The 12,270-nt window shown below is 54.5% G+C and carries 10 protein-coding genes; 1 reads left to right on the forward strand and 9 read right to left on the reverse strand.

What is annotated here, in order from left to right:
- Position 1: 1 nt before the first annotated feature.
- From OCU43_RS17760 to OCU43_RS17790, 7 genes are read right to left on the reverse strand one after another with little or no spacing between them, the layout of a single operon-like run.
- On the reverse strand, positions 2-2,395 hold the full coding sequence (locus tag OCU43_RS17760) for a DNA polymerase II (RefSeq protein WP_245756552.1): 2,394 nt from the start codon (positions 2,393-2,395) through the stop codon (positions 2-4).
- A gap of 4 nt (positions 2,396-2,399) precedes the next feature.
- On the reverse strand, positions 2,400-3,407 hold the full coding sequence (mvaD, locus tag OCU43_RS17765; RefSeq protein WP_338024073.1) for a diphosphomevalonate decarboxylase: 1,008 nt from the start codon (positions 3,405-3,407) through the stop codon (positions 2,400-2,402).
- Positions 3,394-4,335, reverse strand: coding sequence for a mevalonate kinase family protein (locus OCU43_RS17770; RefSeq protein ID WP_245756553.1), 942 nt, complete (start codon positions 4,333-4,335; stop codon positions 3,394-3,396). The genes mvaD and OCU43_RS17770 overlap by 14 nt, the downstream gene beginning before the upstream one ends.
- Positions 4,325-5,326 (reverse strand): mevalonate kinase family protein, encoded by a 1,002-nt coding sequence (locus OCU43_RS17775; RefSeq protein ID WP_091357444.1) that lies wholly within the window; start codon positions 5,324-5,326, stop codon positions 4,325-4,327. Before OCU43_RS17775 ends, OCU43_RS17770 begins: the two co-directional genes overlap by 11 nt.
- Positions 5,327-5,353: 27 nt before the next feature.
- The gene (locus OCU43_RS17780) at positions 5,354-6,520 is read right to left on the reverse strand and encodes a hydroxymethylglutaryl-CoA synthase (protein WP_091357446.1); all 1,167 of its coding nucleotides are present in this window, start codon (positions 6,518-6,520) and stop codon (positions 5,354-5,356) included.
- A gap of 15 nt (positions 6,521-6,535) precedes the next feature.
- Positions 6,536-7,567, reverse strand: coding sequence for a type 2 isopentenyl-diphosphate Delta-isomerase (gene fni, locus OCU43_RS17785; protein ID WP_091357449.1), 1,032 nt, complete (start codon positions 7,565-7,567; stop codon positions 6,536-6,538).
- Positions 7,567-8,604: a hydroxymethylglutaryl-coenzyme A reductase family protein gene (locus tag OCU43_RS17790; protein WP_091357452.1), complete on the reverse strand. Its 1,038-nt coding sequence runs from the start codon at positions 8,602-8,604 to the stop codon at positions 7,567-7,569. The genes fni and OCU43_RS17790 overlap by 1 nt, the downstream gene beginning before the upstream one ends.
- A 263-nt stretch (positions 8,605-8,867) precedes the next feature.
- On the opposite strand from OCU43_RS17790, the gene OCU43_RS17795 reads away from it, so the two are divergent.
- On the forward strand, positions 8,868-9,230 hold the full coding sequence (locus OCU43_RS17795; RefSeq protein ID WP_091357455.1) for a hypothetical protein: 363 nt from the start codon (positions 8,868-8,870) through the stop codon (positions 9,228-9,230).
- 46 nt (positions 9,231-9,276) lie between these two features.
- On the opposite strand, the gene OCU43_RS17800 is transcribed toward OCU43_RS17795, so the two are convergent.
- A complete protein-coding gene (locus OCU43_RS17800) occupies positions 9,277-10,875 on the reverse strand; it encodes a tetratricopeptide repeat protein (protein WP_091357458.1) in 1,599 nt (532 codons plus the stop codon).
- A gap of 121 nt (positions 10,876-10,996) precedes the next feature.
- Positions 10,997-12,223 carry an argininosuccinate synthase gene (locus tag OCU43_RS17805; protein ID WP_091357461.1) on the reverse strand — a complete coding sequence of 409 codons (1,227 nt, stop codon included), beginning with the start codon at positions 12,221-12,223 and terminating at the stop codon, positions 10,997-10,999.
- Between the last annotated feature and the right edge of the window lie 47 nt (positions 12,224-12,270).

The raw sequence follows: 12,270 nt of genomic DNA on the forward strand, positions 1-12,270 counted from the left end.
GTTAAAACAGATCGATCTGCGGGACATACAGCGCCTCGAAACTATCGTTCAGAAACATCAGGATGCTGTCCGCCACCGGTGTCAGCTGACGATCAAGATAGTGCTGATAGTCGATGGGAGAGCTGGCAAACATCCGCGGTTCCGGGCCGTTCACGGTTATCAGATACTCGATGTACATCCCGGCGGTGAAGGGCCGCTTCTTTCCCTCCCGGGCAAACCGGTCCTGAGCTTTCTGCGCCGCCTGAACATGGGGCGGCCGGTTTTTACTGTACTCATCCAGCGGCCGGCGCAGCCGTTTACGGTATACCAGCTCATCATCCAGCTCACCCGCTTTCAACTGACTGACAACCTGTTTGAGATAGTCGGCATAAGCGGCATCGCTGAAGATCAGCCGGTACAGTTCCCGCTGCACCCGCCGGGCCAGCGGTGTCCAGTCGGAGCGAACGGATTCCAGCCCTTTAAAGATCAGCTCCTCCCGGCCATCATCAAAGTGGCGTACACCGGCATAACGTTTTTTGGTGCCTTTCTCCGAATGACGCATAGTAGGCATCAGGAAACGACGGTAGTGAGTTTCATACTCCAGCTCCAGATGGCAGGGTAAACCAAAACGCTGCTGCACCTCGTCCTGCCACCAGCCATTAAGAAACTGCTCCAGCTTACGCCCCTCTTGCGGTGCTTGTTCCACCGGAAAGTCATCCCCCAGCCAGACAAACACCGAATCGGTGTCACCATAGATAACGGTGTAACCAAACTGCTGCTCGATCTTCGCCTTAGTGCGGGTCAGAATCTCATGGCCACGCAGGGTAATCGAGCCGGCCAGACGCTGATCAAAGAAACGACACACATTGGAGCCCAGCACCCCGTAGAAGCTGTTCATGATGATCTTGATCGCCTGGGACAGCGGCGCATTTTTTTCCGCTTTAGCCCGGTCCCTCGCCTGCCACAAGCGTTCAATAATATCGGGTAGAATCGCCTCTTTGCGGGAGAAGATCGCGTGATTAAAACCAGGCACCAGGTCCTCTGGGGGACATTCCGTACCGGTGCCCTGCGCCAGGGCGTATGGGTCCACCATAAAGGTGCGGATAATACTCGGATACAGGCTTTTAAAATCCAGCACCAGCACCTGATGATAGAGCCCCGGACGGGACTCCATCACATAGCCCCCCGGCGCCCCCATCTGCGATTCACCGGAGGCATACACCGGGGCCACATAACCTTTGCGGTGCAGGCGGGGCAGATACTGGTTATCAAACGCGGCCGCCGAACCACCCACTTTATCCAGCGGCAGACCGGTCAGGCGGCTGCGCTCGATCAGATAATGCAGCAACTGGGCGTGTTCGAAGATATCCCACACCAGCTTACAGTCTTCCAGATTGTACTCCGCCAGCTGTCGTGGATTTTCCCGATAGACCTGCTGAATCTCTTCGCCCCGGTTGAGGCCCTCATCCATCTGTTGCCCCAGCAGTTTGCCGCGCTTCAGCATCTGATTAGACACATATTCCAGAGAGAAGCTTTCGAACTGCCAGGTGGCACCTTTGAGGGTATCGATACCATCCAACACCACCCGTCCGGCGATGCGACAAAACCACTTACCGTTGGCTGATTCAATCACCTGAATACGACTGCCATCACGGCCCAGGTTCAACGGCACCTGGAGGCGTCTGGCCCGTTCCTGCAGCACCCGGAAGTCAAAACCAACTACATTCCAGCCGATATAGATATCCGGATCACAACGCTCCACTTCACGAACAAACGCCTGCAGCAGCGCTCGTTCATCGTTGACATATTCCAGCCAGGGTTCGTTCGGGCCATCGCCAACAATCAACACCTTACTCAGCTGATCGGAATAGAGGCCGATGGAAAAGATCCGGTCCGCGCGCAGGGTGGTTTCGATATCCACCGACAGCATTGTCAGCGTCGGCTGAAGCTCAGCAGGCTGCAACTGCACCCCATGCTCGCCGACACGTACCCGGGCGCTATCCTGAATAAAACGCTCCATCAGAAACCGGTCGACCGGACGGATATCCTCTTCGATCATCGGGATAGCATAGGTTTGCAGCAGATCGGTCAGTTGCCGATAGGTTGTCAGCGAACGGCAGTAAAGGCCGTAAACCGGACGCTGCTGCAGGTCTTTAAGTTGTAGTGGCTGCAGTCGCCAGCCCGGAGAGTCCTGCGATGAGGGGGGAAGCTGTGACGCCAGCAGGGATTTAATCCGGGGGAGATCCTCTTCAAGGACAAAAAACACCCCCTCCTGCCCAGGCACGGTAACGGAAAAAACACTCTCGCCGGATTTCAGCCAGAACTGGAAACTGATCCCCTCCGGTGTATCAAACTGCTGCCGGGTGAGAATAAACCCCTCACGCGCTGTGCCGGCAGCGGCGTTTGGCAGTTTCACCGTGTCAGCCAAACGGTCTGATCACTTCCAGACCGGGAAAGCGCTGTTTCACTGCGGTTTCAGCGTCGGCGGTAAACAGCAGTTTAAGATTGGGACCGGCATCCATAGTGAAGTAAAGCTCCAGCCCTTCAGCACGGGCCTGCCAGATCGTCTGCATGGCGGCAACGGAGTCCGGTTGCCAGTAGAGCAGCGGCGGCCAGGAGGCGATCATCGTGGCGTGCATCGACAGAGCGTTCTGTTCAGCGGTCTCCCCCAGTCGGGTAAAACTCTGGTCGGCAATCGCCTGGTGCAGACGTTCCAGATCGGCCGCGGCCTGCAAGGGCCAGCTCTGATAGAGATGGGCGGTCTCAACCGTGCGGTTCATGCCGGCACGGGAATCAACCGCTTTCTCTCCGGTGTTCACCTTTACCAGACCAATTCGCAGTTGCGGCCAACTGACATCTAATGGCAGCGCGAAACTATCCATGCCATCTTCTCGAATCCCCATCTGCCACTCCACAAACCCCTCATAGAGCGAACGGCTGGCACTGCCGCTCCCCATCCGGGCAAAGGCGGACAGCACCGAAGGTTCCAGATTTAATCCGTAGAACTGGTCGACAGCCAGCATCAGGGCAGCAAAGCCGGAAGCAGATGACGCCAACCCCGCAGCAGTGGGAATATTATTCTCAGTTTCGACCCTGACACAGTGATCGGCGCCGCGACGGAACAGATCGATAAAAGCGATCACCTTACGGGCAAACTTATCCCCGGCAGCCACTTGTGCACCGTTGAGCCAGACCTGATCGGTATCACTGATGCAGATACGGGTTTTGCTGCCCAGATGCGCCAGCGAGACCGACAGGCTGCTGTTTACCGGCAGGTTCAACTCTGCATCCCGCTTGCCCCAGTATTTACACAGGGCGATATTACTGGGTGCAAACTGCGTGTCACTACTATCAGCCACCGGCGTAACCGTTGCCGGCAGATAGTTATTAATCACACTCTGTTTGTTTACCGGTTTAGAGATATTCAACCGTCACCCCCTCCGCAGACACCGCCACAGGTATTTGTTCGTAAGTCAAACGATAGTCGGATGGATTGCCTAGTGCCAGTACACAGTCCCCCAATCCTGATCCTGAAATTTTCGCCCCCAGCACCTCAGGAGAGCTGCGCAGACTATAAATAATCTCCGCCAGGTTGCGGTCATTCACCCCCAGCGCGTCCATCAGCCCCTGATAGATATTCATTAACCGTCCCAGCTGCGGCCAGTCAGCTCTGTCGACCGCCTGCTCTGCCTGCTCTGCGGTCTGCCCCATCAACTGGTACAGCCCGGTATACAGCTGCGGCGCCTGTGCTGCAAACCCTTCAACCCGTTTCAGCACATCCGGGGTTTTCATCTTGTAACCGACGTAGAACAGACTGATCGGGGGAATCCCCCCCAGTGCCCGAATCTGCGGTTCGGTACCGGGTAATGCCACTGTGTACCCCACCACACCACCATAGACAGCAGCCACCAGGTCGGTGCCGGACCCCCGGCCATCCTGCACCTGATGCACCACAGAGAGGGCTTCCTTAAAGAGTATCAGCGGATCGCTGCACGGTTTGCCGGCAAAAGCCTGTAACGCCGTTACCACTGCTGCGGTAACGGCGGCTGAAGAACCCAGTCCGACGGTGTGGGAAAACTCTGTCTGAATCAGCAGATCAAAACCGCCAGGAAGCACGGCGGCCTGACGCTGGATAGCGGTCAGCACAAAGCTGAGTTCAGTCGAAGGTAGGAGCTGGTCGAGTTCTGAGCGGTACTGCGCCAGCGCCGAATCGATTGTCACGGTGCGGTCAGCTCTGGGGGTCAGGGTCACAGCGATACGTTTATCCACGGCACAGGCCAGCGCCCGCTGACCAAACAGTACAGCGTGCTCCCCCATCAGCATCAGGCTGCCCGGTGCTGTCACCTTAATCTTCAAGTCTGGCTCCCTCGCTATCTTCCTCTATCGCCATAAAACTATAGCCGCTTTGCTGGCAAAGCGATGTCAGGTCGCCACCTGGCAGATAGGCGATCAGTGCTCCGGCCGAATCACCGGATACCGCACCGGCACCACTCACTTTGGCCGCTCCGCCCAGGTTTTCCAGCGACTGAATAAACTGCTGTACCGGCTCCGGTACCACACCGATCGCGGTCAGCAGACGGTGATTTTCCCGCATCAGTTGCCGTGGATCATCGCCTTTAACGATGATCGCACTCAGTTGCCGGGTAAGTTCGGCAAACACCTGCCACAGATCCGATTCACCAAAGCGGCGGCGAACAACATCAACACACTCCCCGGTGCCCACCCGTGGTATGCCGGTATGAATATAGTACCAGCCCTCACCCAACCGGACCGGCAGTTGCTCAACCTGACCGGCAGCCACCTGCACCATACCGCCGTATGAGACGGTGGCCGCATCGATCAGTCCGCCCCGCCCATGGCAGAGACGTTCGCAGTAACGTACCCGCTGAAACAGCTGAGCGGTTGTAAGTGGTTGTGAGAAAAGCGTCTGCCCCAGGACCGTTACAGCAGCACCCAGTGCGGCAGAGGACCCCATCCCCGACCCCAGCGGCAATTGAGAACGGATCTCCAGCGTTAAACCGCCAGCAGGATCATCATTATTAAGGCATTGACTGAGCGCATAAAGCGCAAGCTGATGGGGGGCTTCGAGAATCTCTCCGGCTCCCAGCAGGCCCTGCTCAAACTGTGTAAAACGCTGATTCAAATGCTCCGCCAGCTGGCGCAGCTCGGGCCAGCTGATCTGTGTCTGCCAGCCCGCTTCGGGCAAACTCAGACTCAGACCATCAATGGCAGCGGGCGAACTGTGGCAATGGATATAGCGGTTAACCGCCAGGGCGATAGCTGGTGCCCCATAGACTGCCGAGTGTTCTCCACTGAGAATCAGCTTACCGGGGGCACACGCCTTCATGAAACAGAGCCCTTAACTGAAGCGCCCTTAGCAGGCGATATATTCACGCTTATGATGAGAGATCCCCACCAGACGGAAACGTCCCGTGGTACCTTCGGTCTTGGTGTGTACACCGCCATCCACCGGGTCGGTGTCGTTATACAGTTCCAGATACTCTTCATAGGACACTTCACTACGGGCTTCGAGCATCGTCTGGTGTCTGTCGCCGTGCAGATATTTCTCATAGCCAGCGACAATCTTTCCAGAAAAAAACTCGGCAACCGAACCAGAACCATAACTGAAAAAGCCCACCCGTTTACCCGCCAGATTTTGTTTGCAGTTTTCCAGCAGTGAAGCCAGGCCGATATACATGGACGCGGTATAGCTGTTGCCGATAATACGGTTATACAGCAGCGTGTCTTCAACCTGCAGATCCAGCAGTTCGGGGGACAGTGCGCTGCGATTGATCCGCGCCAGATGCTTGTGTGCTTTCTGAGCCATCCGGGTAAACGGCAGGTGATAGCAGAAGTGCTGGAAATCATTGAAGGCCAGCGAACTGACTTCGCAGAAATGCTCCCAGGCATGCTTCAGCGATTGCAGATAGATCTTGGTGGAATATTTACCATCCACCAGTGCAGTAGAACGGTAATTGGGACGCCAGAAGTCCATCACATCTTCGGTGTGGTTACCCACCTCAGGATCGAGCTCCACCAGACGGGGACTGGCGGCAATCAACATGGCAACCGCACCGCATCCCTGAGTCGCCTCGCCGGAGGTTCCCAGATCATATCGCGCTACATCAGACGCGATCACTAACACCTTTTTTTCTGGCTGACGGGCAACCAGAGCACAGGCCATCTGAATCGCGGCGGTGGCACTGTAGCAGGCCTGTTTCAGCTCCACCACGCGACACCGGGATGTCAGCCCCAGTAAACGGTGGACATAGACACCCGCAGATTTCGACTGATCGATACCGGTCTCGGTGGCAAACATGACGGTGCTGATCGCATCAGTCCCGACCCGCTCTACCAGAGGCAGAGCAGCATTGGCTGCCATCGTCACCACATCTTCATCCGGAGCAGGCATTCCCATTTTTTCCTGCCCAATCCCCTGATAATACTTGTCAGGATCGATCTCCTGGACCATCGCCAGGTTTTTCAGATCCAGAAAATAGTTGGAGGTGTAAAAGCTGATTTCATCAATACCGACGGACATACGTACTTAAAATCCTCAACGCTCGCCCAGAATGAGAGCCCGATTCATAAATAAACTGTTCACATCCGGCGCGCCCAGCAAAAACATAGCTGTAGTGAATTCACGCCGGCGTTGCTCTATTACCCTGACCACTGAATCGACGGATTCCATTGCCGGTTTCAGGAACGGTGCGGCCATGCCGCAGAGCGAGGCGCCGAGTATAACAGATTTAACCATATCAATCCCATCCCTGAGACCGCCACTGGCGATGAAACCTGCACTATTTTGATACGGTTGCACCAGTTTCAGCGCCTGCGGCGTCGGAATACCCCAATCCTGGAAACAAAGTCCCAGATCATCGTCACTGGCAGCACTGCGATGATGTTCGATACGACTCCACGAGGTCCCGCCTGCGCCGGCCAGATCAAACCACTTTATACCCGCGGCAAGACCCGCTTCTATATCCAGAGGCGAAAGTCCCGCCCCCACCTCTTTCAGCAGTACCGGCTGCGACAGCCCTGCGGCCACCGCGGCAATTTTTTCCTGCAGCCCAAAGAAATCAGTATCACCCTCCGGCTGTACCGCTTCCTGCAGCGGATTCAGATGCAGATAGAGACCATCCGCCTGTAGCAGATCAACCGCCTGCTGGCACTGTTCAAGGGAAAAACCATAGTTCAGCTGAACCGCACCGATATTACCCAGCAAAACGGTATTCGGCGCATAGGTGCGCAGATCAAAACTGTCCCGCGCCGCCGGCTGAGTAAACATCACCCGCTGAGACCCCACCGCCAGCGCCACACCGGTGCGCTCAGCGGCTTCGGCAAGATTGCGGTTAATGGTTTTAATCAATGCGTGGTCGCCACCGGTCATCGAAGAGATCAGCAGCGGAAAGCTGAGCTTTTTGCCCAGAAACTCAACCGAGGGGTCAATCTGATCCAGCGCCAGCTCAGGCAGTCCCCGATGACATAGCTGGATCTGATCAAAAAATCGTCCGTCACGATCTGTCTTGGGGTCATTTTCGATCGCCCGGATATGCTCAATTTTTCGGTCGTTCGTCTGATCAGACATCAGCGTTCCATTTTCAGATGGGATTCCATCAACTCACCCGGATTCGTCTGAGCAGCCATCAGAGACAGCTCACCACAGAGCACCGTGGCAGCGCAGATAGCGGCCAGTCGGCGGGCATTTTCACCCGGCTCCCGGGACTCTTTACAGCCAAGGGCAGCGAGATTCTGCTCAACAAAATCGATCCCTTTGCCATTGCCTACGCTGCCGACAATCAGATTTGGCAGTGTGCAGGAGAAATAGAGATCCCCATTGCGCACCTCGGCATGCACAATCCCCTGCGAGCCTTCAATAATATTGGCCGCATCCTGCCCGGTGGCCAGATAAAACGCCAGTAGCATATTAGCATAATGGGCATTGGCGCTGCGCAAGCCGCCCGCCACCATCGTGCCGATAAGGTTTTTCTTGATGTTCAGGTCGACCACCTTCTCCGGAGTGGTCTTAAGCCGCCGTTCACAAAGCGCCCGGGGAATCAGGATCTCACTGATGACGTATTTACCCCGGCCAAGAATACCGTTGACAGCGGTGGCTTTTTTATCGGAACAGTAGTTTGCCGAGATCGAAGAGTAGCGTAGCTGAGGATATTCACTCAGAATCCACGGAATCAGCTTATCTGCCGCATTGGTCACCATGTTATGGCCCGAGGCATCCCCGGTGGTAAACTCCAGACGCAGATAGATCAGATTGGCTACGATCTGACTGTTCATCTCGATCAGTTTGGCAAACCGGCTGGTGGTTGCCACCACCTGGTTCAGATCATCCTTACGGGATTTGATCGATTCCAGAGCTTTGTATGCCTCTAAGGCATCCTCTGCTTCCAGCAGAATTGAACGGCTCATCCGCTCATCGACAACGGTGGTCTTTATACCCTCGTCGGTCAGTGCTGAAATCCTCGCGCCCCGGCCAACCGAAGGCCAGAGGGGCGTTTCATAGGTTGCCAGAGGCACTGACACTTTTTCGTTCAGGACATGTCCACTGATCTTTATCGGCCCGACGGTACGCATCGGAATCGGTGCTTGCTGGACTTTATGGGATTTCATAATCTCTCGGTACAATAAAAAAGGGCTGCTGCAATCATATGAGTATGACCTGCACTGCAACCCTTCAGGAAGCTCGTTTAGAGTGGGGATTTTATATAGCCCCTCCTCATTATGCAATCAAAGGACCACTGGCGCTCCCCTGAGCCATGACGCAGGTCAGCCGCTAATTTGTACCCAAATTGCCAGCGCGGACTTGACCCGCCGAAACAAGGCCCGCCATACTTAGCGAAATCTTACCTATCAGACCAGCGGAAAACGGGCCTATGCTTTATGCAGTCAGAAATGAACAGGGGCAGATCACCTCTCTGTCAGCACTCCCTGTTGAGAACTCAACGGTAGCCGACATTACCGACCCGGATGTAATCAGTTTCCTTTCCAGCAATAATGACACCGAGAGTCCGCAAGAACTGCTCGAAAAGTCTGACTTAGAAGTCAGCCGCATTATTGAAGATCTGATCGACCTGCTGATATCAAAACAAACCATTCTATTCACCGACCTGCCAGAAGCGGCACAACAGAAGCTACTGACACGTAAACTGGCCCGTTCCGCTTACCACGTCGATGAAAATGATAAGCCGGTCATAGAAAACTCCATTCTTGGTGACGACGACACCATCTTATTCTGAAGCTTAAATCGCCGGACGACTGAAACAGACGGGGACCAGGCAGGTCTCAGGACACGTCAGCCCCCTCTTGTATTTCGCGTTTAAGTTCCGCCATCGACCTGACCATATCAGCACAGCGGTCTGACAACGACAGATAACGTTTCTGCTGACGCAAGCCCAGAGCACCATAGTTGATACTGTAAAGCGCATTGTCACACTGCAGAAGCAGCTCGTCCCTCTGATTTCCAGGATGACGCGCCTGCTCAAGCGCAGCCTGCACCAGATTCAGAGTCAGGCTTGGATTATTGGGCAGAATGCTATCCGCCTGGACAAAGAAACTGAGTGCTTTCTGGTAGTCTTTCTTCCGGTAGCTCAGCATCCCCTGAATATTCAGTTTCCCCCACTCCAGGGCGGCACTGTCACGGTTAACATGTTGCTTCATCGCCTGCGCTTCTGCTTCCACAGAGGTCCCCTCCATCCCCTCCAGAAAGGGTTCCACCCACTCAGCCTGCTCGGTCAGCTCAAGCTCGCAGAACAGATCAAAAGCATTACGGGCCGCCAGATTCGCACGCCCCTGAGCACCCGCCCGGCGGTACACCTGGGCAACCATCAGGCGTGACTTAAACTGCACGATAGGTTCACCGGGAAACGCCAATACGGCATCTTCAAGGGTGCGAATAGCATACTCCTCTACATCCCGGTCGAAACTACTACGGGCCAGTAGCGCGGACACCAGACTGAAGTAATAATCATCCGACTGGAAACAACTTTGCCGGGCATGGCGGATCGCATTACTGTAGGCGTCTACGGCAATATTCCACTCCTGGTTCTGGGCGGCAAGACTACCCAGCGCCCCCAGCAGTTCGGGGACCGTGGGTTGCAGCATTACCGCTTTACGCAGCAAACTGATCGCTTCCCCCCGCTCGCCAAGGGCGCGGTAAGTGCGTGCCAGCCAGGTATAGGCCTCGACACAAAAGTAGGACTCATCAATCACCTGCTGCAGAATCTGGCGGGCATTCAGATAATCCCCCAGATGACATAGCGCCATCCCCTGCCCGACCCGGGCCCAGGGTTGCACACGCTGCGCCACTATAGACTCAAACAACTTTTCCGCTTTGCTATAATACCCCTCTTCAAGCAGGATAATGCCTCGCATCCGATGAATATACAGCTTCAGTGCAGGGTAACTCTGAGTCAGTTTATCGCACATCAGCAAAGCCTGTTGCAGCTCTCCCTGATCCAATAGCTCATCCAGAGGCTGCATCACCTGTTTAACCCGCATAATCTTTTCTAAGCGAAAACGCACTTTGGGCTCGGAATAGGGTTTGGATATGTAGGTATCAGGCGAACTATCGAGGGAACCGAACAGTAACTTGGAGCGCTCGGGGTCGACAATCAGGGAAAAAACAGTGGAAAACTGGCGGATCCCCTCCGCCGAGGCTTCCTGAATCAGTTGCAGGCCGTTCTTATGATCCTTACCCAGATCAAACAGAACGAAGCAGATGTCATAGTGCTTCTCACGCAACAGCACCAGAGCCATATTCACAGAGGAGGCGACCTGAATTTCAGCCACGCCCATGCTCCCCAGGATAATCTTGAGTTCAGCAAGATCTTCCAGGCGGTTATCAACAATCAGAACTTTTTTATCCGAGTAGCTGATTTCCATAGGCCCTACATCAGAATGGAATTTTTCAAAGTATCATATAAATCAGATAATTATCAAAGCACTCCAGAGACAAAAAAGCCCCGATATGGGTACATATCGGGGCTTTTTACAGTTTTCAAAATCAACCGTTGAGCAGATCGCGCCCTTTACTGGCCGCAATACGCATACGCAGCGCATTCAGTTTAATAAAGCCAGCCGCATCTTTCTGATCGTAAGAGCCTGCATCATCTTCAAAAGTCGCAATACTCTCGTCGAAAAGGCTGTTTTCTGAACGACGACCAACAACAATAACGTTGCCTTTGTAAAGCTTAAGGCGAACATCACCGTTTACATTACGCTGCGAGAAGTCAATCATCTGCTGCATCATTTTCCGTTCTTCAGACCACCAGAAGCCGTTGTAGATAGTCTTGGCATAACGGGGCATCAGCTCATCTTTCAGATGGGCCACTTCACGGTCCAGGGTAATCGATTCGATCGCCCGGTGTGCCCGCAGCATAATCGTGCCCCCCGGGGTTTCATAACAACCACGGGACTTCATACCGACGAAACGGTTTTCAACGATATCCAGACGGCCCACGCCGTTTTCGCCACCCACCTTGTTCAGGTACTCAAGCACGGTTGCCGGGCTCATCGGCTTGCCATCGATAGCAACAATATCACCCTTCTCGTAGGTCAGCTCCAGATAGGTTGGCTGATCAGGCGCTTCCTCAGGGGAAACAGACCAGCGCCACATATCGGCTTCAGCTTCAGCCCATGGGTCTTCCAGAATGTCACCCTCATAGGAGATGTGCAGCAGGTTGGCATCCATAGAGTAGGGAGATTTCTTCTTATTGCTGGAGAAATCAACCGGGATATTGTGCTCTTTGCAGTAATTCATCAGGGTTTCGCGGGAAGTCAGATCCCACTCACGCCATGGCGCAATAACCTTTACGCCGGGCTTCAGGGCATACGCCCCCAGCTCAAACCGCACCTGATCATTACCTTTACCGGTCGCACCATGAGAGATCGCATCAGCGCCGGTTTCATTGGCGATTTCGATCAGACGTTTAGCGATCAGCGGACGGGCGATAGAGGTACCCAGCAGGTACTCACCTTCATAAATAGTATTGGCACGGAACATCGGGAAAACGAAATCACGCACAAACTCTTCGCGCAGATCTTCGATGTAGATCTCTTTCACGCCCAGCGCTTCGGCTTTGGCACGAGCCGGCTCAACCTCTTCACCCTGACCCAGGTCAGCCGTAAAGGTTACCACTTCACAATTATAAGTTTCCTGTAACCAACGCACGATTACAGATGTATCAAGGCCGCCGGAATAGGCCAGCACAACCTTTTTAATGTCGGACATAGAGAGGCTCCAAACGCAAAATCAGCCCGTAGAGAGCACCATAGTCT

The sequence above is a fragment of the Amphritea atlantica genome, from assembly GCF_024347255.1.
GTDB classification, from domain to species: Bacteria; Pseudomonadota; Gammaproteobacteria; order Pseudomonadales; family Balneatricaceae; genus Amphritea; species Amphritea atlantica.